This window comes from Cupriavidus pampae, assembly GCF_914271485.1.
GTDB classification, from domain to species: domain Bacteria; phylum Pseudomonadota; class Gammaproteobacteria; order Burkholderiales; family Burkholderiaceae; genus Cupriavidus; species Cupriavidus pampae.
In genome coordinates, this window is record NZ_CAJZAG010000004.1 from 192,640 (window position 1) to 214,173 (window position 21,534).

Sequence of the window (21,534 nt, forward strand, 5' to 3'; positions counted from 1 at the left end):
TGGACTGCATGTTACAAGAAATCATCGCATGCCAGCAGAATTAATCTTACAAAATAATACTGAGAATGCACGATTTAAACGCATTTCGTGGCGCTATGGTTGACCGAATGGAGGAGCATCGTAATTTCCGTAGTTCTTCTCAATGTTTAAGGCTGCCGATGCGTATTTCCGAATCGCGTCAATTCCCGTATCGCTGTAACCGGCATGATTGTCATCGCTGATATTTTTGTCACGTTGCCGCTTTCCGCTACTCGCTTCCCACTCACCGCGCGGCTGTCGTGGAATCTGCCGCCGAAAAGAAAAAAGGCCGGCGCAATGCCGGCCTTTTAACCCGATCCTTCAAGATGCCATCAAGCCATCGTCAAATCGCCCATCCGCCGGCATAGAACGTGGCCAACGCAATCGCAATGGCGACCGTGCCGATATTGAGCTTTTTCCATTCCCCCGAGACGATGCGACCGATCACCAGCGTGCAGAAGCCGAGCATGATGCCGGTGACGATATTGCATGTGAGCACGATAAATACGGCGCAGACCAGTCCAGACATCGCATCGACCAGGTCGTCCATGTGCAGGCGACTGACGCTCGACAACATCAGCAGGCCCACATACATCAGCGCGGGTGCGGTCGCATAGGAAGGCACGAGCGCGGCCAGCGGCGAGAAGAACATCACGGCGAGGAACAGGACGCCGACCATGACGGCGGCCAGTCCGGTGCGCGCGCCGGCGGCTACGCCGACCGTCGACTCGATATAGGCCGCTGCCGGCGCGCCACCGAACAGCGCGGAGAAGATCGAACTCACCGAGTCCGCGGTCAGCGCGCGGCCGCCATTGTGGATGCGGCCATCCGCATCGAGCTGGCCAGCCTGACCCGCCACCGCGCGAATCGTGCCGGTGGCATCGAACACCGCGGTCATCACCAGCGCGAGCACGCTCGGCAGGACCGCCGCCGACAGGGCGCCACGCACGTCCATTGCGCCGATCAGCGAGGCCTGGCCCGGCGATGACAGCGACGGCAGCGCGAATACCCCCGTGAACCTGACGGCGGGATCGAAGGCCAGGCCGAGCGCCGAGATCGCGACGATCACCAGCAGGATGCCTCCGGGCACGCGCCGGCGTTCGAGCCCGAAGATCGCGGCCAGCCCCAGCACCGACATCAGCACCGGAAACGCGGTGATGTGACCGAGCGCGACGGGCAGCCCCGCGCCGGGGTTCTTCACCACGAGCCCGACCTCGTTCGAGGCAATCAGCAGCAGGAACAGCCCGATACCGATGCCCGCGCCGTGCGCCACGCCCGCCGGCAGGTTGCGCAGGATCCAGGCGCGCACCCCGGTTACGGAGATCGCGGTAAAGACCACGCCCATCAGGAACACCGCGCCCAGCGCGACGGACGGCGACAGATGCTGACCGAGCACGAGGCCGAATGCCATGAACGCGGTCAGCGAGATCGCGCAGCCAATGGCGATCGGCAGGCGGGCCCACAGCCCCATCAGCAGCGAGCCGAACGCGGTGGTCAGGCACACCGCGACGAACACCGCGCTGGTGTCGAAACCGGCCTTGCCGAGCATGCCCGGCACCACGAAGACCGCGTACACCATGGCCATGAACGTGGTGGTGCCGGCCACGACCTCGCGCCGCGTGGTACTGCCGCGCGCGGAGATCTGAAAGTACCGGTCGATGCGATCGGCCGGTGGCAGGCGCGTGACTTCGAGGTCCGCCACCGGGGACATGACGGGGCGTTCGTAGGGCTGGTCGATCATGATGTCTACCTCCTTGCAGCGGTCCGTGCTCGGTCGCGTACGCCGGCGTCGGTGCTGTCTCTCTCGGTTCTCGGTGCAAGGACGACGCGCCCGGCGCATCGGGCAAGGGGGTGGGCGTCTCTGTCCTCGGCGGTGACCGGCGCTGGCGCCGGCTTGCCGGTCGCATCCTCTGTGGGCGAGATCCGGCGAGGCTCAAGGCTAGTGAAGCGAGGCGTGGCCGGCATCATCGCGCCCACATGCGCGGTATCTCGCAGCGGGAATATCCACGCTGGCTCCCGGGTCGCGCGGGCTCAGGGATTTCCCTCGATCCGGCCTGGTTGTGGCTTCGGGGTGGCGGTCACGTATCTTGAACACCCCCCCCGCCCCCCTTAGGTACCCCCCGGCCGCTAAATTTTTGGGCGCGGGCGCCGTTAGTCGCATGGCAGTCCTTGTACATATCAACCACCAGCCAGGCGAGCGGAGCAGAGCATGACCAGCGCGATGAGGGAAATCGACGAGCGCACCAACCTAACCAACAACAACCAGTTCGAGTTGTTGCTGTTTCGACTTGGCGACGCGGAGAGCAGCGGACAGTCCGAACTGTTCGGCATCAACGTCTTCAAAGTGCGCGAGATTCTGGTCATGCCCAACGTGACCACAGTGGTCGGCGCCGAACCCGCGATCCTCGGCATGGCCGACATCCGCGGCCAGGTTATTCCGGTCATCGACCTGCCGCGGCTGTTGTCGTGCAAGCCGGTCACCGGTCTCAACATCATGCTCGTGACCGAGTACGCACGCTCCACCCAGGGGTTTGCCGTGGAAGCCGTGGAGGAAATCGTGCGGCTCGAATGGAGCCAGGTGGTGTCGGCGGAAACCAGCGTGAAGGGTGGTCTGGTCACCAGCATCGCCAAGCTCGATGTGGGCGGTGACAATCCGCGCCTGGTGCAGGTGCTCGACGTGGAGCAGATTCTCCGCGACGTGCTGCCTTCGCGTCAGCCCGACGTGGACCCGGCGACGGTGGGCCCGCAACTGACGCTGCGTCCCGGCACCAAGGTGCTGGCCGCCGATGACTCCGCGCTTGCGCGTGGACTGATCGAGAACGGCCTCAAGGCGATGGGCGTGGACGTCGTGATGACCAAGACCGGTCAGGAAGCGTGGGACCTGCTCGGCAGCATTGCCGAGGGCGCGGCGGGACGCGGCAAGACCGTGCGTGACGAGATCGCGCTGGTGCTCACCGACCTCGAGATGCCCGAGATGGACGGCTTCACGCTCACGCGCAAGATCAAGGCCGACGCGCGGCTCAAGTCGCTGCCCGTGGTCATTCACTCGTCGCTGTCGGGCGAGGCCAGCGAAGAGCATGTGCGCAAGGTCGGCGCCGATGCGTACGTATCAAAATTTCTTGCCAAGGACCTGGCCGACACCATTCGCGGTGTGCTCGCGCGCCACCCCTGAGGGCGCTGTGGCAAACGTATACGTACGCGATTGCCCACAAATTAGGCACGCCAGCTCTTTCCAGAGCTGGCGCGGCTTGCAGGGAAGTCAATAGGCAGGATATCCACTAACTCTGTGGATAGAATCAGCGCGGTTGCGCGACGGTGCGGAGGTAGGGCTTGAGTGTCTTGAAGCCCTGCGGATATTTTTTCTTTGCATCGTCGTCAGAGACCGAAGTCGGGATGATCACGTCATCGCCGGGCTTCCAGTTGACGGGTGTGGCTACCGTGTGCTTCGCGTTGAGTTGCAGCGAGTCGAGCAGGCGAAGTACTTCATCGAAGTTACGCCCCGCACTCATCGGATAGACCAGCATCGCCTTGACCTTCTTGTCGGGGCCGATCATGAACACCGAGCGGATGGTCGCATTGTCCACCGCGGTGCGCGGACCCGCACCAGCCTCCGGATGGATCATGTCGTAGAGCTTGGCGATATGCAGGTCGGCATCGCCGATCATCGGATAGTTGACCTTGCACCCCTGGGTCTCCTCGATGTCCTTGACCCAGCGATTGTGGTCGTCCACGGGGTCGATCGAGAGGCCGATGATCTTCGTGTTGCGCTTGTCGAACTCGGGCTTGAGCCGCGCCATGTAGCCAAGCTCGGTGGTGCAGACCGGTGTGAAATCCTTGGGGTGCGAGAACAGGATGGCCCAGCCATCGCCAATCCACTCGTGGAACTGGATCTTGCCTTCCGTGGTATCCGCCGAAAAATCCGGCGCCGTCTCCCCTAATCGAATTGCCATGGTCGGTCTCCTTGTCAGTTCTGGATGGCGTCCGCGGGTTGCGGAGCGCATCCAGTATAGAAACTGCAACGGAAAAAACCGCCATTCGATGTGAGGGGCGGGCGCGCGCCCGGATCAGGCCGGCTTCCAGACCGGCGATTGCGCCACGGTCACCTTGCGCGGCAGGATCGACTGCGCCGCGAAGGCGTCCGCGATACGTTGCTGCTCGGTGAGCGATGCGGCGTCCACGGTCTGTACCTGATAGGTCCGACGTGCGTTGGCGGCTTCCACCGTGGGCGCGTCCAGACCCAGCAGCGGCGCATTCCAGGCGGCGGCGGGACCGGGATTCTGCTTGATCCACGTGCCCGCACTGCGCAACTCTTCATAGACCTTGGCCAGCACGTCGGGGCGACGCTTGGCGTACGGCGTGGCCGCGAGGTAGAAGCGGCGATAGCTGGCCAGGCCGGTGCCGTCGCGCAGCACGCGCGCGTTGGCCTGTCGCTGCACCGCCGCAAGGAACGGATCCCAGATCACCCAGGCGGCCACGGCGCCGCGCTCGAACGCGGCGCGTGCATCGGCGGGCGTCAGGTAGGCGGGCTCGATGTCGCGCAGCGACAGCTTGGCCTCACCCAATGCCTCGAGCAGCAGATAGTGCGCGCCCGCGCCTTTGGCGAATGCCACGCGCTGGCCCTTCAATTGCGCGATCGAGCGAATCTCGGAGTCCTGCTTCACCACCACGGCCTGCGCGGTCGGCGACGGCGTCTCGATCGCGTAGTACGTCAGATTCGCGCCCGCGGCCAGCGCGAACGGCGGCACCGCATCAGCCACGTCGGCGGTCAGGTCGAGGTTGCCCACATTCAGCGATTCCAGCAGTGGCAGGCCCGAGGTGAACTCGTGCCATTGCACGCGCACGTTGAGCGGCGCGAGTGCTTTTTCGAGCGTCTCGCGCGACTTCAGCCAGATCATCAGCGTCGACGATTTCTGATAACCGATGCGCAGTGTTTCTGCTTCGCCCGCGGCGAACGACAGCGAGGGCAGGGCAAGACCGGCCGCGAGCAGCGCGCGCCGATGGGCGTTGATGGTCATGGTGGCAGGGGCAGCAATGGGAAAGCGCACAGGCTATTGCGTGGCCTCCACGCGCGGAACGAAGGAAACCGCATGTGCATATGCATATATGCATATTGCGTTTGGCTATATCGATCTGCGGGGCACCGTGCCGATGCATATGCGCTCGACGCATATCGCCCCGCATTTTGATTCGTTGTCCGCGCGCACTGCGGTGTCTACAGTGGTTCCCTTGCACTGCTTTCCCCCAAGCAAAACAAAACACGCCATGACTACCGCCGTCCTCCAGGATTTCCACCCACAGAAATTCGAAATATGCCCGCTCGATGCCGCAGTGGGTGCCGAAGTGATCGGGCTCGACCTGTCGCAACCGCTCGCGGAAGAAGACTTCCGGCGCATCCATCGCGCGCACCTCGACCATCATGTCGTGGTGTTTCGCGATCAGCGCATCACGCCCGCGCAGCAGATCGACTTCAGCCGCCGCTTCGGCGCGCTGGAGATTCACGTGCTGCACCAGTTCCAGCTGGCCGGGCATCCGGAAATCCTGATCGTGTCCAACGTGCGCGAGAACGGCAAGCCGATCGGCCTCGGCGACGCGGGCCACTTCTGGCATTCGGACCTGTCGTACAAGGAAAAGCCGAGCCTCGGCTCGCTGCTGCATGCGCGTGAACTGCCGCGCGAAGGCGGCGACACGCTGTTTGCCAATATGCATGCCGCATGGGATGCGCTGCCGGCCGAACTGCAACGCAAGGTGGAAGGCCTGCGCGCCGAACATACCTACCTTGCCAAGTACAAGGAGCTGCAGCGCCGCAGCCCGTGGCGCCCCGACCTGACGCCCGAACAGATCGCGCAGGTCAAACCCGCGCTGCAGCCCGTGGTGCGCACGCATCCCGAGAATGGCCGCAAGGCGCTGTTCGTCAGCGAGCATTTCACCACGCGCATCGTCGGCCTGCCCGAGGACGAGAGCCGCGCGCTGCTCGACGAGCTGTTCGCGCACAGCGTCAAGCCCGAGTTCGTCTATCGCCATCAGTGGCGCGAGCACGACCTCGTGTTCTGGGATAACCGCTCGCTGATGCATCTGGCCGCGGGCACGCCCGAGACCGAGCGCCGCGTGATGTACCGCACCACCATCGAGGGCGATCTGCCTCACTGAATTCCACCTATATCGGAGCCATCTGCAATGTCCCTGTTCACCTCCCGCTGGTCGCGTCGCGCGGCTGTCTCGATGCTCGTCGCGGGTCTCGCACTGACCGGTACCGCTCACGCCGAAGGCCGTCTGCGTGTCGCCGAGCAATTCGGCGTGGTCTATCTGCTGCTGAATATCGCGCGTGACCAGCAACTGATCGAGAAGCACGGCAAGCAGCAGGGCGTTGACGTCAAGGTCGAATGGACGCAGCTGTCGGGTGGCTCCGCGGTCAACGATGCGCTGTTGTCGGGTTCGATCGATATCGCTGGCGCCGGTGTGGGGCCGTTGCTCACGCTGTGGGACCGCACGCATGGCAAGCAGAACGTGAAGGGCGTGGCGTCGCTGGGCAACTTCCCGTATTACCTCGTCAGCAACAATCCGAAGGTAAAGACGATCGCCGACTTCACGGAGAAGGACCGCATCGCCTTGCCGGCGGTGTCGGTGTCGGTGCAGTCGCGCGTGCTGCAATTCGCGGCAGCCAAGCAGTGGGGTGACAAGGAGTTCAACCGCCTGGACAAGTGGACCGTCGCGGTGCCGCATCCGGATGCCGCCGCCGCGATCATCGCGGGCGGCACCGAGATCACGGGCCACTTCGGCAACCCGCCGTTCCAGGATCAGGAACTGGCCGGCAATCCGAACGCGCGCATCGTGCTCAATTCGTATGACGTGCTCGGCGGCCCGAGCTCGGCCACGGTGCTGTACGCCACCGAGAAATTCCGCAACGAGAATCCGAAGACCTATCGCGCGTTCGTCGATGCGCTGGCGGAGGCCGCGGACTTCGCGACCAAGCAGCCGGAAGCTGCCGCCGATCTCTATATTCGCGTGAACAAGGCGAAGATCGACCGCGCGCTGCTGGTCAAGATCCTCAAGAACCCGCAGGTCCAGTTCAAGGTGGCGCCGCAGAACACATTCGCGTTGGCCGAGTTCATGCACCGTGTGGGCGCCATCAAGAACGCACCGAAGTCGTGGCAGGACTATTTCTTCCAGGACCCGGCCACCGCGCAGGGGAGTTGAGCATGGCAACGCACGAGCATCTGAGAGTGGTATCCGGCGGCCTGCCGCTGTTGCAGGTCGATAACGTATCGCTCGAATACCGCACGCCCGACCGCGTGGTGCGCGCCACGCACCAGGTGAGCTTCGACGTGCATGCGGCGGATCGCTTCGTGCTGCTGGGACCCTCGGGCTGCGGCAAGTCGACGTTGCTCAAGGCCGTGGCGGGTTTTGTGCCGCCAGCCGAGGGCGAGATTCGGCTCGACGGTCAGCGTGTGCACGCACCCGGGCCCGATCGCATCGTCGTGTTTCAGGAGTTCGATCAACTGCCGCCGTGGAAGACCGTGCGTCAGAACGTCATGTTTCCGCTGCAGCGCGCGCGGGGTCTGTCGCGCGCGGAAGCCAACGACACCGCGATGCATTTTCTCGACAAGGTGGGCCTCGCGGGGTTTGCCGATGCCTATCCGCATACGCTGTCGGGTGGCATGAAGCAGCGCGTGGCCATTGCGCGCGCGCTGGCGATGCGTCCCAAGGTGCTGCTGATGGACGAGCCGTTCGCCGCGCTCGACGCGCTCACGCGCCGTCGCATGCAGGAGGAGTTGCTGGCCCTGTGGGAGGACGCCGCGTTCACGTTGCTGTTCGTCACGCATTCCATCGAGGAAGCACTGGTGGTGGGTAGCCGCATCCTGCTGCTGTCCCCGCATCCGGGCCGCGTGCGCGCGGAACTGAACAGTCATCAATTCACGCTGGCCAGTCAGGGCAGCGCCGAGTTTCAGCACGCGGCACAACGCATCCATCGGATGTTGTTCGACGAGCCCGAACCGGTCGCAAACGCTGCGAATATCGCAAATGCCGGAACGGCGCGCGCACTACGCGCACAACATACGTATTGACCATGTCCGAAACCCTGACCATCCGTCCCGAATACGAGCGCGAACTCGCACCATTCACGGCCGCGCCCGTGGAGCGGCCGCTGCCGTGGCAAAGCCGCGTGCTGCGGCAAGGCTGGCTGCGCAAGCTGCTGATCCTGATCGCGCTGGCCGTGATCTGGGAGGTGGTCGCGCGCGTGCAGGACAACGACCTGTTATTGCCGACGTTCGGCGCCACCGCGCGCGCGTTCTTCGACGGCATCGCCGACGGTGAACTGCCGGGTAAGGCCGCGGTATCGCTGTCGGTATTGCTGCAAGGGTATCTCGCGGGCATCGTGCTCGCGTTCGTGCTGACCACGCTTGCGGTGTCGACGCGTATCGGCCGCGATCTGCTGGACACGCTCACCGCGATGTTCAATCCGCTGCCGGCCATTGCGCTGCTGCCGCTGGCGCTGCTGTGGTTCGGCCTCGGCAAGGGCAGCCTGATCTTCGTGCTGATCCATTCCGTGCTGTGGCCGCTCGCGCTCAATACCTATGCGGGCTTCCGTGGCGTGCCGGAGACGCTGCGCATGGCCGGCCGCAACTATGGCCTGCGCGGTCTGCGGTATGTGGTCCTGATTCTCGTGCCGGCCGCGTTGCCCGCGATTCTGTCCGGCCTCAAGATCGGCTGGGCCTTTGCGTGGCGCACGCTGATCGCCGCCGAGCTCGTGTTCGGCGCCTCGTCGGGCAAGGGCGGGCTTGGCTGGTACATCTTCCAGAACCGCAACGAGCTCTACACCGACCGCGTGTTCGCGGGGCTGGCCACGGTCATCCTGATCGGGCTGGCGGTGGAAGGCATCGTATTCTCGTCGCTGGAGCGACTGACCGTGCGACGATGGGGCATGCAGAACGGTTGAGACTTGTTGGCGCCGTGCGACGGGAGTAATGTACGAGGCGGTTTGCTGCAGGTTTATCGAATAACGACTTACAACGCCACGACGCCACCACGCAATTCCCATGACCGCCATTCACCATGCCGCCGCGCAGGGCTTCTCCAGCCAGGCCGACACCTACGCCCGCGGGCGTCCCGATTATCCCGCCGAGATTGACACGTGGCTGCGCGAGACCGTGGGTCTGTCCGCCGGACGGACCGTGGTCGACCTTGGTGCCGGCACCGGCAAGTTCACGCAGCTGCTGCAGCCGACCGGTGCGACCCTCATCGCGGTGGAGCCGGTAGCGCAGATGCGCGCGCAGCTCGCCAGCAAGCTGCCCGCCGTGCAGGTGGTGGAGGGCACCGCCGAGTCGATGCCGCTGGCCGATGCCAGCGTCGATGCGGTGGTCTGCGCGCAGGCCTTTCACTGGTTCGCCAACACGGCCGCCATGCGCGAGATTCGCCGTGTGCTACGTCCGGGTGGCCGGCTTGGTCTGATCTGGAACGTGCGTGACGAGTCAGTGGGCTGGGTGGCCCGTCTGACGGAAATCATGAAACCGTTCGAAGGCGATGCGCCGCGCTTCCATCGCGGCGACTGGCGCAAGGTGTTTCCCGCGGAAGGATTTGGTCCGCTCGCGTTGACCAGCCTGCCATACACGCATACCGGCGCGCCCGAGCAGGTGATCGTGGATCGCGTGATGTCGGTGAGCTTTATTGCCTCGCTGCAGCCGGCCCAGCAGGACGCGGTGCGCCAGCAATTGCACGAGGTGATCGCGCATGACCCGGCCCTCAAGGGTCAGGACACGGTCTCGTTCCCCTATCGCACGGAAGCGTACTGCTGCGAACGGTTGTCCTGACCGTAGCGCACGGCGATCACGCGGCTCATCACGAGCGCGATGATCGCGGCCAGCGACGCGAACAGGTACACCGGCGCGTAGCCGGCATGCTTGACGATCAGGCCCGCCAGCGGGCCGGTCAGCCCCAGCGCGAAATCCAGGAATAACGAATAGGCGCCGAGCGCGGAGCCGCGGTTGGTCTGCGGGACGCGCTTGACCGCTTCCATGCCGAGCGACGGAAACACGAGCGCAAAGCCGAAGCCCGTCACCGCCGCGCCAGCAAGCGCCTGCCACGGCGACTGTGCGAGCCACAGCATCGCCAGCCCCGCGGCTTCCACTGCGAACGAGGCGATCGCCACGGGATACCCGCCGAATCGATTGATGGCGTCCGCGAGCAACAGACGAGAGAGGATAAAGCACGTGCCGAGCGAGGTCAGCGCGAAGGCCGCGTGGTCCCAGCCACGGCTGCCGTAATACAGCGTGATGAACGCGGTGATCGAACCGAAGCCGACCGAGCCGAGCGCCAGGCAGATGCCGAATGGCGTCATCGCGCGGAATACGCGGCGGAACGGCAGGCGTTCGCCCTTGATAATCGCGGAAGGTGACTTGCGGCGCGCGAGCAGTAGCGCGATGGCGGTAATCAGCATGGTCACCGCGCCGATCGACATCAGTCCGCCGACGTCGGAGAGCACCACGCCGAGCGGCGCGCCGACGGCCAGGGCGCCGTAGGTCGTCATGCCGTTCCACGAGATGACCTTGCCAGTGTGTCGCGCGCCGGCGCTGCCGATGCCCCAGGCGATGGTGCCCGTGGTGACCAGGCTCTCGCCCGCGCCGAGCACGAGCCGCGCGGCGAACAGCACGGTCAGGCCAAGCCACGCGGTGTCGCCGCACGCTGCGGCCATCAGCGTCAGCGCGCCGCTGCCTACGCACAGGGTGAGACCGGTCAGCACCGACCGCTTCGGGCCCTGAACATCACACAGGTTGCCGGCCCATGGGCGCGACAGCAGTGTGGCCAGATACTGGATGCTCACCGACAGGCCGGCCACCACCGCGCTGTAGCCGAGGTGATCGTGCACGAAACCGGGAATGACCGCGAGCGGCAGACCCACAGCCAGATAGGCCACGAAGTTGAAGAACACGACGCTGAGGATGCGGCGCATGACGCGGCGATCGTCGGGATGTTCGTGCGCGGACGCGTCCAGTGAAGGAGAGGGGGCGGTCATCGGGTCAGGGACGGGCGGGGACTGGCGTGCGGGGCGCGCCTCTTATGCGGCGGCGCAGCTAAGGGAAAACCCGCAAAAACGTCATCATACCGGGATTATTCGAACGCTGCCGCCGGTGTCGCGCACGCCGCATGCGGTCAGCGATTGACAAGCCACACACCGTTCTATACGGTGGGCAAACGTTCCAACATGCAGCGCAAGCCGCTTCTGGTGCGCTCCTCCGGCGAAGCCGGTACTGACATAGTGTGTCTGGACAGCCCCACGCCATTGTTGTCGCCAGCCCCTCTCACGATGCTGCCGGCGATGCAGTCGCACAGCCAACCGATGCGCAAGCCACCAACGACGCCAACGATGCAAGCCAATGCCACGTAAAGCCGCTCAACTCTCCGAAGCCGACAAGCACGCCGCCGAAGGCGGGGCCGTGGCGGTGGATCGGGCGCTGTTCGTCCTGTCGGTGTTCCGCGAGGGCGATAGCGCGCTCGGTCTGGCCGAGCTTGCGGTGCGCAGCGGCCTGTACAAGAGCACGCTGCTGCGGCTGCTGGCCTCGCTAGAGCACGCGCGCCTCGTGCAGCGGTTGCCGGACGGGCGCTATGGGCTGGGGGCCGAGGTCGCGCGGTTGAACGCCGTGTACGCGGCATCGTTCTCGCTCGAGGCCGTGGTCATGCCAGCGCTGCGCCAGCTGGTGCAGGCCACGCGCGAGTCGGCGGCGTTCCATATCGAGCAGGGCGAGCACCGGTTGTGCCTGTATCGCGTGGATTCCCCGCAACCGGTACGCGACCATATCCGCGCCGGCGATGTGCTGCCGCGCAACCGCGGCGCGGGCGGACGCGTGCTGCGCGCGTTCGCGGGCGCGCGCGGCGAAATCTATCAACGCATCCGCGATGAGGGCGTGATCGCCCTGATCGGCGACCGCAGTCCCGATATCGCGGGGGTCTCGTCCCCAGTCTTCGGCCCCGCCGGCGACCTGCGCGGCGCGCTCACCCTGACCTGCCCAACCCCTCGCTTCTCGCCCGCCTTCCGCGACCAGGTCCTCGACGCCGCGCGGCAACTCACGCTGGCACTGGGCGGCACCTTCCCGACGTTCGTCCCCGCCACCTCCGAAGCCCTGACCGAAAGCGCCGCCACCACCGCCACGCGCGAAGACTAACGCCCGCGCGCATCGCCCACCAATGGCCTCGCGGGGTAGCGCGGGCGCATCGCCTCGACGGTTTGCTCCCTCTCCCTCGCGGGGTAGCGTGGGCGCATCGCCCACCAACGGTTTGCTCCCCTCTCCCTCTCGGGGTAGCGTGGGCGCATCGCCCACCAACGGTTTGCTCCCTCTCCCTCTCGGGGTAGCGCGGGCGCATCGCCTGCCGACGGTTTGCTCCCTCTCCCTCGTGGGGTAGCGTGGGCGCATCGCCCACCAACGGTTTGCTCCCCTCTCCCTTGGGAGAGGGGCTGGGGGAGAGGGTGAAAGCTTAATTACCAATTGTTTTCTCCCCTCTCCCGCGGGGAGAGGGGCCGGGGGAGAGGGCCCCCTCCGTTGCACAGACGCGAATGCCCACTTGTCGGGGGTGCCTGCCCTAAGACATGGCCGTTATGATTCGCGTTTTCGCGCGTCGAGGAAACCCGTGCAACTGGCCCAGCAGACGATCGTCGTCGTCATGATGGTCGTGTTCTCCAGCACGCTGCTGATGTCGGCAGGGTTGGTGTTCGCGCTGCGCGCGAGCGAGGCGGGACGGCTGTGGGCACGCGGGCATGTGGTCGCCTCGGCAGCTGGGCTGCTGGTGGTGGCCTGCACGGCCGGCTACGATCTGCTCCATCTCGGCGACACGCATAGCGGCCCACTGCCACGTGGTGCACTGCAACTGAGTGCACTCGCGGCCGGCTGCTACATCCTCGGCCGCCTTACGATCTACCGCGGCGTCCGCACGTTCTACGGCCTGTCACAGCATACGGTGCCCCTGCGCATGTTCGGCCTCGTCGTGGTCACGCTGCTCGTGATCGCCACCGGGCTGGCCGACGCACGGCTGCTGGTCCACGCGCTGGCCTACGGTGTACTGGCCATGGTCTCGTTCAGCACCATCGTCATCATGCTGCGCAGCACACGCGGCCGTACCGGTATCGGTGGGCCCGTCGTCATGGTCTCCCACCTCGCGCTGCTGGCCGGTCAGGTCATCGCACTCACATCGTTCGCCTCGCCGATCTCTCGCGACGGTGCGGCGATGACGCCGTTCTTCATGCAATCGTCCGGCATGGCCTGGCCGCTGCTACCCATGGTCGCCGCGATGATGGCGGTGCTGCTCGGCCTGTTCGGCTTCTGCATGATGGCCACCGAGCAGATCATCGCGCGCAACGAAACCGGCGCGCGGGTTGACGCGCTGACCGGGCTGCTCAACCGCGGCGCGCTCGACCATTCCGCGGCGGGCCTGATCGCGCGCTGGCAGCGCGACGGCGAGGCGCTGTCCTGCCTCGTCATCGACGTCGATCATTTCAAGCAGGTCAACGACACGTTCGGCCACGACGCCGGCGACGGCATCCTGCGCGAGATCGCCGCCGCGCTCGATCACTCGCGGCGCGCCTCCGATATCGCCGCACGTTACGGCGGCGAGGAGTTCTGCATCCTCTGCCCCCACACCGACGAGCAGCAGGCCACCGCACTGGCCAACCGCATCCTGCGCAAGGTGCGCGCGATTCCGCTGCCGGGCCATGAGCGCCATGCCAGCGTGAGCATCGGCGTGGCCCAGCTGCGCGCGTGCGCGGGCACGCGCGAGGTGATCTGGCGCGGCCTGTTCGCCGAGGCGGACCGCGCGCTCTATATCGCCAAGAAACGCGGCCGCGACCAATTCGTGATCGCCTCGCGCGTGGCCGATGCCGACACCGAGGCATCACCTGAAGTCGAGCCGCAGCTCAATCTGGGTGATCCCACCATCATCCCCATCACGGTGTAACGCTGCACCACAGCAAATCATGCCGGCGTGCATCGCGCGCCAATCCGGTGCCAATCCGCCGCAAAACACCCTTATGCGAAAAACGCTTTTCGATTTGCGAAAAGCTGTCTATACAGTGTTAGACAAGCTGCTTAACATGCGAGGCCACAACGATGGCCGCGTGGTTGCGACGGCTGCCGTTTTTTGCCTACTCGGGGAGCTTCAGCGTGAATCGATTTGTATCCAGGGTGGCGGCATGGCTCATGCTGCCGGGGGCCGTCATGGCCACGATGTCCGGCGCGCAGGCGCAAGGGGAGTCCACCGCCGCGTATCCATCGAAACCCATCCGCATCGTGGTGCCGTTTGCGGCCGGTGGCGTGGCCGACGCGTTGCCGCGCCTGATCGGCCAGAAATTGTCCGAACAATGGGGTAAGTCGATCGTCGTCGATAACAAGCCCGGCGCCGCCGGCAATATCGGCATGGAGCAGGTCGCGCGCGCCGCGCCCGACGGCTACACGCTGGGCCTGGCCCCGGCCGGCAACCTCACCGTCAACCCGATCCTGTTCCCGAAGCTCGGCTTCGACGTCCGCGACTTCGTCCCCGTGACGCTGCTCGCGGCCTCGCCCAACGTCCTCGTGGTCAATCCAGCCGTGCACGCGCGCACGCTCAAAGACCTCGTCACCTATGCCAAGGCCCATCCGGGCGAGCTGAATTTTGCTTCGCCGGGCAATGGCAGCGGCGCCCATCTGGCGGGTGAATTGCTCAATCTGGAAGCCGGCGTCAAGACCGTGCACGTGCCCTACAACGGCATGGCCACCGCGCTCAACGACGTGCTCGGCGGGCAGGTGCAGATGATGTTCGGCGGCATTTCGACCGTGCTGCAGCATATCCGTACCGGCAAGCTGGTGCCGATCGCGATCGCCGGACCGCGCCGCCTGCCGCAACTGCCCAACGTGCCGACTGTGGCCGAGGCTGGCTACCCCGGCTTCGATGTCACGTCGTGGTACGGCCTGGTGGCGCCGAAAGGCACGCCGGACGCGATCGTGCGCAAGTGGCAGACCGACGTGGCCGCGGTGCTGCGCCAGCCCGATGTGCGCGAGAAGCTCGACGCGCTCGGCCTCGAAGCGGTCGGCAGCACGCCGCAGGCATTCGGCACCACGATCTCGACCGAAACACTCAAATGGCGCGCAATCGTGCACCGCGCCAATATTCCGCCCCTGCAGTAAGGAGACCCCCCAAGTGGAACATAAAGAGATTCACCTGACCTACCTCAACGGTCCCGACGTGGCCGCGCTGGCACTGACCGATGCCGAGATCCTCGCCGCCGTGGAGTCCGCGCTGGCCGCGCAAGGCCGCCGCGAGACCGTGATCGAGCCACGCGTGCACCTGGTGCCCGAGTCGTCGGACAAGGGTCACTTCAACGTGCTGCGCGGCTATATCCGCCCGCTGCACGTGGCCGGTGTAAAGGTGGTGTCGGACTATGTGAACAACTACAAGCAGGGGCTGCCGTCGGAGATGGCCATCCTGAACCTGTTCGATCCCGACAACGGCGTGCCGCTCGCGATGATCGACGCCACCGCCATCACCGACATGCGCACCGGGGCGGTGACCGCGCTCGGCGCGCGTCATCTGGCGCGCAAGAACAGCAAGGTGCTTGCGCATATCGGCGCGCGTGGCACGTCGTACTGGAACGTGCGGTTGCTCGACTCGATCTTCGACTTCGACGAGATCCGCGTGCATTCGCGCCGGCCCGAGAGCCGCGAAGCCTTTGCCGCGCGCCTGACGCGCGACCTCGGCAAGCCCGTGATCGTAACCGACGACTGGGAATCGTGCGTGCGTGGCGCGGATATCGTGGTGGAGGCGTCGCGCCTGCCCGCGCCGCAGCCGATGCTGCTGACCGAATGGATCAAGCCCGGCGCGCTCGTCATTCCGTACGGCACCATGAGCGCGGTGGAACTGTCGCTGACCGACATCATGAGCAAGATGGTCGTCGATGACTGGGGGCAGTGCCGCAAGGGGCTGCCGTTTGGCGCATTGCGGCAGCACGTGGACAGCGGGCGTCTCAGCGAGGAGAACCTGCATGCGGAACTGGGTCAGATCATTGCAGGGCTCAAACCGGGGCGCGAGCGCGATGACGAGAACATCCTGTTCTGGCACCGCGGCCTGTCGACCACCGATATCGCGCTCGGCCACGCCATGCTGACCAAGGCGCGCGGGCTCGGCATCGGCCAGTCGCTGCGCTTCGCGTAGGCGTGCACATGGCCAGCGGCATTGCATCGTTCCGCATGTACAACGCCACGCCGGCGGTCGAGTCCGCGTGGCGGGCGCTGTTCGTGCGGATATTCGCGGACCTGCGCTGGCCGGTGGAAGTCATCCCGCATGCGTGGCCCGCGCCACTGACCGACCTTTGGCAGCGGCGCGACCTCGTGTGTGGCTTTATGTGCGGACTGCCGTTCGTGCGCGGTGCGGCGCCGGTGGTTCCGCTCGTTGCGCCTGTGCTCGACGGTCATGCGCGCTACCGCTCGGAATTTCTCGTGCGCGCGGACAGCGGATGGCACACGCTGAAAGACACGTTCGGGCATCGCTTTGGCTGGATGGCCGAGCATTCGCAGTCGGGATATCACGCGGCACGGCGCGCGTTGGCGTCCTACGCGAGCGAAGGACAGTCGTTATTTAGCGCATCGATCGGGCCGCTCGATACACCGGCCCGCACCCTTGACGCATTGCGCCGGCGACAGATCGACGTAACCGCGCTTGATGGCTTCTACCTCGACCTGCTGCGCCGTCACGCGCCGGAGGCGTTGGAAGGCCTGCGGACCATCGGCGTCACGCCGTGGACGCCGAATCCGCTGCTGGTCGCGGCCGACAGCCTGCCCGTCGCGGACCGCCAGCGACTGACAGACAAGTTGGTGGCGCTCGCCGAGGACGCACGCTATCGCGCGTTGCTCGATGACGTCCGCGTCGATCGCTTCGTCGTGCCGGATGTGTCGGCGTACGACGTGCTGCTGGAACCAGTAGCCGGGTATCCAGCGCTGCGGTAGCTCAAACCTCGACGTCGCGCTGCGGCTTGCCGTCGTACGTCCACAGGAACTGACGCGGAATCGGCCCCTTGTTGCGGCCGCCCTGCTGGGTTTGTTCCCATGCGTGCGACAGGATGCCCACCGAGCGCGACAGGCAGAACAGCCCGCGCGCGAGCGGGGCGGGAAAGCCAAGCTCGGCGTAGATCACCGCGGTAGCGCCATCGATATTCATCGGAATCGGCTTGCTGCGGCCCGCGCCGAGCGCCGCTTCCACCGCGCGCGCGATGCCCGCGAAGCGGCCCGACACCACACCATCCTTCGCGGCAGCATCGACCAGTTCGAGCAGTCGCGGCGCGCGCGGATCGAGCGGATGGAAGCGATGCCCAAAGCCCGACACGAACTTGCCGTGCAGATCGCGATATTCCTGCAGCGCCGCCGCGACGGCGTCATCCTGCGAGGCCCCCGCATCGATGCGCCGCGCGACGTCCTGGTACAGCTCCACCGCCTGCTCGCCAGCGCCGCCATGCACGTCGCCCAGCACGTTCACCGCCGACGCCATCGCATTGTTGAGGCCAACGCCGCAAGTGGCGGCCATGCGCGCAATCGCGATGCTCGGCGCCTGCGGGCCGTGATCGACCGCCGCCATCAGTGCGGCGTCGAGCAGCTCTCCTTCGCGGCGCGCAGGCAGTTCGCCGCGCAGCATCAGCCAGATCATCTGCGCAAACGAGACGCGTCCGATCAGCTGCTCGATGGGGTAGCCGCGATAGCGAATCTCGCCCGGCTTCATATCGATGATCTCGGTGCGCCACCAGTCCTGCGACGCCTGCTGGCCGGCGTCCATGGCCTTCTTGTCTTCCGTAGTCATACCGCGCGTGCCTCCTTGAGCGATGCAATGTCCGTGGCGTCGTAGCCGAGCTGCGCGAGAATCTCGTCGGTATGCGCGCCCAGTTGCGGCGGTGGCAGGTCTACCGACGGTGCCTCGCCATTGACCTTGAAGCCCGTGCGCACGAGCCGGATGTCGCGGCCCACACCGGGCACGTCGGCAAAATGGCCGATCATGCCGCGGTCGCGCACCTGCGGATGCGCGAGCGTGTCGGGCACATCCATCACCGGCCCTGCCGGCACACCCGCGTCGTTGAACAACTGCCACCATTCGGTCGCCGACTTGCGCGCGAGCTCGCCTTCGAGCGCCTGCGTGAGCTCGGCGCGATTGGCCAGACGCGCCTGGCGTTCGGCAAAACGCGGATCGGTGGCGAGGTCGGGCCGCTCGATCACGCGGCACACCGCTTCGAACTGTTCCTGCTTGTTGGCCGCGATATTGAGCGGGCCGTCACCGGTACGGAACGTGCCCGACGGGCTCGCGGTCATATTCACGTTCCCCATCGGCGACGGATTCTTGCCCGCGATCAGATGGTTCGATACCACCCAGCCCATGGTCGCGAGCGTGGCCTCGAGCATCGAGACGTCGAGGAAGTAGCCCTCGGTGCGTTCATGATCGGCCAGCGACGCGGCGATCGAGAACGCCGCCGTAATGCCGCCGATCGTGTCCGAGACAGGGTAGCCAACGCGATACGGCGCGGTCTCGGCATCGCCGGTAATGCTCATGACGCCGGACATGCCCTGGATGATCTGGTCATACGCGGGCAGATCGGAGAGCGGGCCGTCCTGGCCGAAGCCGGAGATCGCGCAGTAGATCAGGCGCGGATTCTCCTTGCGCAGTTCCTCGTAGCCGAGCCCCAGGCGCGTCATCACGCCCGGACGAAAATTCTCGACCACCACGTCGGCACTGCGTACGAGCTTGCGGAACACTTCCTTGCCCTGCGCGTGCTTGAAGTTGACGGTGATCGAACGCTTGCCCGGATTCTGCGCGAGGAACGACACGCCCATCAGACGCTTGTTCAGTTCGGCATCAGCGCCGAGCTGGCGCGCGAGGTCGCCGGTGCCCGGCGTCTCCACCTTGATCACCTCGGCCCCCATGTGCGCGAGCTGGTGGCAGCAGAACGGGCCGGCCAGCACGTTGGTCAGGTCGAGTACACGGATATTGCGTAGCGGCTTCTGCATCGAATGGCCCTCCTTACTCCACCCGCGCGCCGGACTCGCGCACGATCGCGCCCCAGCGCGTGTTCTCGCTCTTGATAAAGGCACCGAGTTCGGGCGCGGTACCACCGCGCGGCTCGCTGCCTTCCTCGCGCAGGCGCGCGATGGTGTCCGGCTGCTTGAGCTGCTTGTTGACTTCCTCGTTGAGTCGCGCGACCACCTCCGCTGGCGTGCCGGCCGGCGCCACGAGCGCCTTCCAGTCTTCCGCCTGGAAGCCAGCGAAACCCTGCTCGGCCACGGTCGGCACATTCGGCAGCAGCGCCAGGCGCTTGGGCGACGTCACGGCGATGGCGCGCAGGCGACCGGCCTTGATCATCGGCAGCGCGATCGGCGGCGTGGCGAAGTAGAAATCGGTCTGACCGCCCATCAGGTCGGTCAGCGCGGGCGATGCGCCCTTGTACGGCACGTGCAGCGCCTTGAAGCCAGCACGGCGCTGGAACATTTCGCCGGTCAGATGGCCAACCGTGCCAGTGCCGGCCGAGGCCATCGACATCTGTTTGCCCTTGGCCGCGGCCACGAAGTCGGCCAGCGACTTGAACGGCGCGTCCTGACGCACGATCAGCACCACCGGCTGCGCGGACACCAGCACCACCGGCGTGAAGTCCTTGAGCGGATCGAACGGGAGCTTCGGGTACAGCGTCGGGTTGATCGCGAGGTTGGCGGTCTGGCCCATGCCGATCGTGTAGCCATCGGGCTTGGCCTTGGCCACCGCATCGAGGCCGATATTGCCGCCGGCGCCCGCGCGGTTTTCCACCACCACGGTCCAGTGCGCGGCCGGGGCCACCTTGTCGAAGACGAGGCGCGTCAGCACGTCGGTGCCGCCCGCAGGCGGGAACGGCACCACGAGGCGAATCGGCTGGGTCGGATAGCCAGCGGCGATGGCGGACGCGATCGGGGTCAGCAGGCTCGGGACGGCGAGGGCGGCGAGGGTGGTGCCGGTAAGAGCGCTCAGGCGGCGCAGCGCGGCGCGACGGGGGGCATGAAAGGAGGTGGGGCGCATGGAATGGTCTCCGGGAAGCATTATTTTGCGTTCTATAAGATAGAACAACGATCTTAAAGAAAGAACCAACGCAGGATATGAGCGGAGCTGCCCCGATGTCAAGCGGGGCAATCTGACCCCGCATCGCCACGCATTCGCGCACATTCCGTTTATCGCCGCGCGCGTCGGACCGTTCCAGTCCACTACAATGGCGCCCCGTCACCTCCCATTCTGTTTCTCCCTCATGTCACACGCCTGCGGCCTAGACTTCGGCACGTCCAATTCCACGATGGGCTGGTTGCGCCCCGGTCATCCGGTCCTGCTGCCGCTCGAGGACGGCAAGTCCACGCTGCCGTCCGTGATCTTCTTCCACGCCGAGGACCCGCTCGTGGCCTACGGCCGCGCCGCGTTGTCGGACTATCTGGCCGGCTACGAAGGCCGGCTGATGCGTTCGCTCAAGAGCCTGCTGGGCACGTCGATGATGGACGACAGCACCGAGGTCATGGGCCGCGCGATGCCGTTCCGCGACCTGCTCGCGCATTTCATCGGCGAACTGAAGCGCCGCGGCGAGCAGGCCGCGGGCACCACGTTCACGCAGGCGGTGCTGGGCCGGCCCGTGTTCTTCATCGATGAGGACCCGGTGGCCGACAAGCTGGCCGAGGACACGCTCGCGGATATCGCGCGCAAGGCGGGGTTCAAGGACATCGCGTTCCAGTACGAGCCGATTGCGGCCGCGTTCGATTACGAAGCGGGTATCACGCACGAAGAACTCGTGCTGGTGGCCGATATCGGCGGCGGTACCTCCGACTTCTCGCTGGTGCGGCTATCGCCCGAGCGCGCCAGGCGTCTGGACCGACATGAGGACATTCTGGCCAATGGCGGTGTGCATATCGGCGGCACCGACTTCGATCGCGCATTGAGTCTGGCGAGCGCGATGCCGCTGCTCGGGCTTGGCAGCACGCTGCGCAATGGCAAGGAGATGCCGTCGAGCCAGTATTTCGACCTCGCGAGCTGGCATACGATCAACCTCGTCTACACGCGCAAGGCCTGGTCGGTGGTGATGGACAACTACCGCGATGCGGCCGAAACCGAGAAGCTCGATCGTCTGATCCGGCTGATCAAGGACCGCGCGGGCCATTGGCTGGCCATTCAGGTGGAAGCGGCGAAGATTGCGTTGTCGGAGAGCGACGAGACCGGCGTGGATCTGGGCCGCATTGCGCCGGACCTCGTGCTGACGATCACGCGCGACGACTTCGATCAGTCGATCCACAAGCTCGTGACCAAGACGGAAACGGCGGTGCGCAACATGCTGACCGACGCCGGCGTGACGGGCGACAAGGTGGACACAATCCTGTTCACCGGCGGTTCCAGCAGCGTGCCGATGCTGCGCGAGCGGCTCGCGCATCTGCTGCCGCATGCGCGCCGCGTGGAAGGCGATCTGTTCGGCGGCATCGGCTCGGGTCTGGCCCGCGATGCCATGCGCAAGTTCGGCTAAGAGGTAGC

Annotated in this window: 20 protein-coding genes; 13 read left to right on the forward strand and 7 right to left on the reverse strand. The window is 65.8% G+C overall.

Annotated elements, in window-relative coordinates:
- The first annotated feature begins 204 nt into the window (after nucleotides 1–204).
- Nucleotides 205–330 carry a hypothetical protein gene (locus LDO41_RS34205; protein WP_290370880.1) on the forward strand — a complete coding sequence of 42 codons (126 nt, stop codon included), beginning with the start codon at nucleotides 205–207 and terminating at the stop codon, nucleotides 328–330.
- Between the two features lie 31 nt (nucleotides 331–361).
- Here the strand turns inward: LDO41_RS34205 and LDO41_RS11705 are convergent, their stop codons facing one another.
- Nucleotides 362–1,729, reverse strand: coding sequence for an NCS2 family permease (locus LDO41_RS11705; protein WP_223988701.1), 1,368 nt, complete (start codon nucleotides 1,727–1,729; stop codon nucleotides 362–364).
- A 498-nt stretch (nucleotides 1,730–2,227) separates the two neighbouring features.
- Here LDO41_RS11705 and LDO41_RS11710 point away from each other — a divergent pair, with 498 nt between their 5' ends.
- Nucleotides 2,228–3,190, forward strand: coding sequence for a chemotaxis protein (locus LDO41_RS11710; protein ID WP_223988066.1), 963 nt, complete (start codon nucleotides 2,228–2,230; stop codon nucleotides 3,188–3,190).
- Between the two features lie 124 nt (nucleotides 3,191–3,314).
- Here the strand turns inward: LDO41_RS11710 and LDO41_RS11715 are convergent, their stop codons facing one another.
- Nucleotides 3,315–3,968, reverse strand: a complete 654-nt coding sequence (locus LDO41_RS11715; RefSeq protein WP_223988069.1) for a peroxiredoxin — start codon at nucleotides 3,966–3,968, stop codon at nucleotides 3,315–3,317.
- Between the two features lie 114 nt (nucleotides 3,969–4,082).
- Nucleotides 4,083–5,033 carry an aliphatic sulfonate ABC transporter substrate-binding protein gene (locus LDO41_RS11720; protein ID WP_223988072.1) on the reverse strand — a complete coding sequence of 317 codons (951 nt, stop codon included), beginning with the start codon at nucleotides 5,031–5,033 and terminating at the stop codon, nucleotides 4,083–4,085.
- A 247-nt stretch (nucleotides 5,034–5,280) separates the two neighbouring features.
- Between LDO41_RS11720 and LDO41_RS11725 the strand changes: the two genes are divergently transcribed.
- The 5 genes from LDO41_RS11725 (at nucleotide 5,281) to LDO41_RS11745 (ending at nucleotide 9,824) form a co-directional block, all read left to right on the forward strand.
- Nucleotides 5,281–6,165 carry a TauD/TfdA dioxygenase family protein gene (locus LDO41_RS11725; RefSeq protein WP_223988075.1) on the forward strand — a complete coding sequence of 295 codons (885 nt, stop codon included), beginning with the start codon at nucleotides 5,281–5,283 and terminating at the stop codon, nucleotides 6,163–6,165.
- Nucleotides 6,166–6,192: 27 nt separating this feature from the next.
- A complete protein-coding gene (locus LDO41_RS11730) occupies nucleotides 6,193–7,212 on the forward strand; it encodes an ABC transporter substrate-binding protein (protein WP_223988078.1) in 1,020 nt (339 codons plus the stop codon).
- Nucleotides 7,213–7,214: 2 nt separating this feature from the next.
- A complete protein-coding gene (locus LDO41_RS11735) occupies nucleotides 7,215–8,081 on the forward strand; it encodes an ABC transporter ATP-binding protein (RefSeq protein WP_223988094.1) in 867 nt (288 codons plus the stop codon).
- 2 nt (nucleotides 8,082–8,083) lie between these two features.
- A complete protein-coding gene (locus LDO41_RS11740; RefSeq protein ID WP_223988097.1) occupies nucleotides 8,084–8,953 on the forward strand; it encodes an ABC transporter permease in 870 nt (289 codons plus the stop codon).
- Between the two features lie 100 nt (nucleotides 8,954–9,053).
- Nucleotides 9,054–9,824, forward strand: a complete 771-nt coding sequence (locus LDO41_RS11745; protein WP_223988100.1) for a class I SAM-dependent methyltransferase — start codon at nucleotides 9,054–9,056, stop codon at nucleotides 9,822–9,824.
- Here LDO41_RS11745 and LDO41_RS11750 read toward each other — a convergent pair.
- Nucleotides 9,785–11,026 carry an MFS transporter gene (locus LDO41_RS11750; RefSeq protein ID WP_223988103.1) on the reverse strand — a complete coding sequence of 414 codons (1,242 nt, stop codon included), beginning with the start codon at nucleotides 11,024–11,026 and terminating at the stop codon, nucleotides 9,785–9,787. The genes LDO41_RS11745 and LDO41_RS11750 overlap by 40 nt on opposite strands.
- 361 nt (nucleotides 11,027–11,387) lie before the next feature.
- On the opposite strand from LDO41_RS11750, the gene LDO41_RS11755 reads away from it, so the two are divergent.
- The 5 genes from LDO41_RS11755 to LDO41_RS11775 all read left to right on the forward strand — a co-directional run bounded on the left by LDO41_RS11755 (nucleotide 11,388) and on the right by LDO41_RS11775 (nucleotide 16,976).
- The gene (locus tag LDO41_RS11755; protein ID WP_223988106.1) at nucleotides 11,388–12,173 is read left to right on the forward strand and encodes an IclR family transcriptional regulator; all 786 of its coding nucleotides are present in this window, start codon (nucleotides 11,388–11,390) and stop codon (nucleotides 12,171–12,173) included.
- A gap of 463 nt (nucleotides 12,174–12,636) precedes the next feature.
- Complete coding sequence (locus LDO41_RS11760) at nucleotides 12,637–13,956, forward strand: GGDEF domain-containing protein (RefSeq protein ID WP_223988109.1); 1,320 nt, start codon at nucleotides 12,637–12,639, stop codon at nucleotides 13,954–13,956.
- A 206-nt stretch (nucleotides 13,957–14,162) separates the two neighbouring features.
- A complete protein-coding gene (locus LDO41_RS11765; protein WP_223988112.1) occupies nucleotides 14,163–15,161 on the forward strand; it encodes a Bug family tripartite tricarboxylate transporter substrate binding protein in 999 nt (332 codons plus the stop codon).
- A 13-nt stretch (nucleotides 15,162–15,174) separates the two neighbouring features.
- Nucleotides 15,175–16,185 (forward strand): ornithine cyclodeaminase family protein, encoded by a 1,011-nt coding sequence (locus tag LDO41_RS11770; RefSeq protein WP_223988115.1) that lies wholly within the window; start codon nucleotides 15,175–15,177, stop codon nucleotides 16,183–16,185.
- An 8-nt stretch (nucleotides 16,186–16,193) separates the two neighbouring features.
- The gene (locus tag LDO41_RS11775; protein ID WP_223988118.1) at nucleotides 16,194–16,976 is read left to right on the forward strand and encodes a phosphate/phosphite/phosphonate ABC transporter substrate-binding protein; all 783 of its coding nucleotides are present in this window, start codon (nucleotides 16,194–16,196) and stop codon (nucleotides 16,974–16,976) included.
- A gap of 1 nt (nucleotide 16,977) precedes the next feature.
- On the opposite strand, the gene LDO41_RS11780 is transcribed toward LDO41_RS11775, so the two are convergent.
- From LDO41_RS11780 to LDO41_RS11790, 3 genes are read right to left on the reverse strand one after another with little or no spacing between them, the layout of a single operon-like run.
- Nucleotides 16,978–17,820 (reverse strand): citryl-CoA lyase, encoded by an 843-nt coding sequence (locus LDO41_RS11780; protein ID WP_223988121.1) that lies wholly within the window; start codon nucleotides 17,818–17,820, stop codon nucleotides 16,978–16,980.
- The gene (locus tag LDO41_RS11785) at nucleotides 17,817–19,016 is read right to left on the reverse strand and encodes a CaiB/BaiF CoA transferase family protein (RefSeq protein ID WP_223988123.1); all 1,200 of its coding nucleotides are present in this window, start codon (nucleotides 19,014–19,016) and stop codon (nucleotides 17,817–17,819) included. The genes LDO41_RS11780 and LDO41_RS11785 overlap by 4 nt, the downstream gene beginning before the upstream one ends.
- Nucleotides 19,017–19,029: 13 nt before the next feature.
- Nucleotides 19,030–20,052 (reverse strand): Bug family tripartite tricarboxylate transporter substrate binding protein, encoded by a 1,023-nt coding sequence (locus LDO41_RS11790; protein WP_223988126.1) that lies wholly within the window; start codon nucleotides 20,050–20,052, stop codon nucleotides 19,030–19,032.
- Nucleotides 20,053–20,275: 223 nt separating this feature from the next.
- On the opposite strand from LDO41_RS11790, the gene LDO41_RS11795 reads away from it, so the two are divergent.
- Entirely contained in the window at nucleotides 20,276–21,526 is a 1,251-nt protein-coding gene (locus tag LDO41_RS11795; protein ID WP_223988130.1) for an Hsp70 family protein, read from the forward strand.
- The last annotated feature ends 8 nt before the right edge of the window (nucleotides 21,527–21,534 follow it).

Excerpts from the sequence above, each read along its gene's own strand:
- LDO41_RS11780 (WP_223988121.1), bottom strand. The coding sequence starts at position 17,820 with ATGACTACGGAAGACAAGAAGGCCATGGACGCCGGCCAGCAGGCGTCG.
- LDO41_RS11745 (WP_223988100.1), top strand. The coding sequence starts at position 9,054 with ATGACCGCCATTCACCATGCCGCCGCGCAGGGCTTCTCCAGCCAGGCC.
- LDO41_RS11735 (WP_223988094.1), top strand. The coding sequence starts at position 7,215 with ATGGCAACGCACGAGCATCTGAGAGTGGTATCCGGCGGCCTGCCGCTG.
- LDO41_RS11795 (WP_223988130.1), top strand. The coding sequence starts at position 20,276 with ATGTCACACGCCTGCGGCCTAGACTTCGGCACGTCCAATTCCACGATG.
- LDO41_RS11705 (WP_223988701.1), bottom strand. The coding sequence starts at position 1,729 with ATGTCCCCGGTGGCGGACCTCGAAGTCACGCGCCTGCCACCGGCCGAT.
- LDO41_RS11740 (WP_223988097.1), top strand. The coding sequence starts at position 8,084 with ATGTCCGAAACCCTGACCATCCGTCCCGAATACGAGCGCGAACTCGCA.
- LDO41_RS11725 (WP_223988075.1), top strand. The coding sequence starts at position 5,281 with ATGACTACCGCCGTCCTCCAGGATTTCCACCCACAGAAATTCGAAATA.
- LDO41_RS11720 (WP_223988072.1), bottom strand. The coding sequence starts at position 5,033 with ATGACCATCAACGCCCATCGGCGCGCGCTGCTCGCGGCCGGTCTTGCC.
- LDO41_RS11750 (WP_223988103.1), bottom strand. The coding sequence starts at position 11,026 with ATGACCGCCCCCTCTCCTTCACTGGACGCGTCCGCGCACGAACATCCC.
- LDO41_RS11715 (WP_223988069.1), bottom strand. The coding sequence starts at position 3,968 with ATGGCAATTCGATTAGGGGAGACGGCGCCGGATTTTTCGGCGGATACC.
- LDO41_RS11790 (WP_223988126.1), bottom strand. The coding sequence starts at position 20,052 with ATGCGCCCCACCTCCTTTCATGCCCCCCGTCGCGCCGCGCTGCGCCGC.
- LDO41_RS11785 (WP_223988123.1), bottom strand. The coding sequence starts at position 19,016 with ATGCAGAAGCCGCTACGCAATATCCGTGTACTCGACCTGACCAACGTG.
- LDO41_RS11755 (WP_223988106.1), top strand. The coding sequence starts at position 11,388 with ATGCCACGTAAAGCCGCTCAACTCTCCGAAGCCGACAAGCACGCCGCC.
- LDO41_RS11730 (WP_223988078.1), top strand. The coding sequence starts at position 6,193 with ATGTCCCTGTTCACCTCCCGCTGGTCGCGTCGCGCGGCTGTCTCGATG.
- LDO41_RS34205 (WP_290370880.1), top strand. The coding sequence starts at position 205 with ATGATTGTCATCGCTGATATTTTTGTCACGTTGCCGCTTTCCGCTACT.
- LDO41_RS11710 (WP_223988066.1), top strand. The coding sequence starts at position 2,228 with ATGACCAGCGCGATGAGGGAAATCGACGAGCGCACCAACCTAACCAAC.
- LDO41_RS11775 (WP_223988118.1), top strand. The coding sequence starts at position 16,194 with ATGGCCAGCGGCATTGCATCGTTCCGCATGTACAACGCCACGCCGGCG.